This window comes from Psychrobacter sp. GW64-MNA-CIBAN-0177, from assembly GCF_040309585.1.
In the GTDB taxonomy this organism is placed as follows: Bacteria; Pseudomonadota; Gammaproteobacteria; order Pseudomonadales; family Moraxellaceae; genus Psychrobacter; species Psychrobacter okhotskensis.
The window spans coordinates 1-245 of sequence record NZ_JBEOOY010000527.1 but is presented as its reverse complement, the minus strand read 5'-3'; the positions used below and the strand labels follow the sequence as shown (position 1 = coordinate 245).

Sequence of the window (245 nt, the reverse complement as noted above, 5' to 3'; positions counted from 1 at the left end):
GAAGTGATAGATGCGATGACCACCAATGAAACGTTATGGTTTCGAGACCGTTATCCATTTGAATTACTGCACAATACTCTATTGCCTGAATACAGTAAGCTTGGCAGACCATTAAAAATTTGGTCGGCTGCGTGCTCTTCAGGTCAAGAACCTTATTCGTTGGCCATGACGGTGTTGGAATATCAACAACGTAAACCTGGTGCTTTACCAGGAGGCGCGACAATTCAGGCAACAGATTTATCACC

The 245-nt window shown here is 44.1% G+C and carries 1 protein-coding gene; it reads left to right on the top strand.

Annotation, left to right across the window (positions count from 1 at the left end; genetic code table 11):
- Positions 1-15: 15 nt before the first annotated feature.
- The coding region (locus AAEY79_RS16095) for a CheR family methyltransferase (RefSeq protein WP_352289710.1) at positions 16-245 on the top strand (230 nt) is incomplete at its 3' end.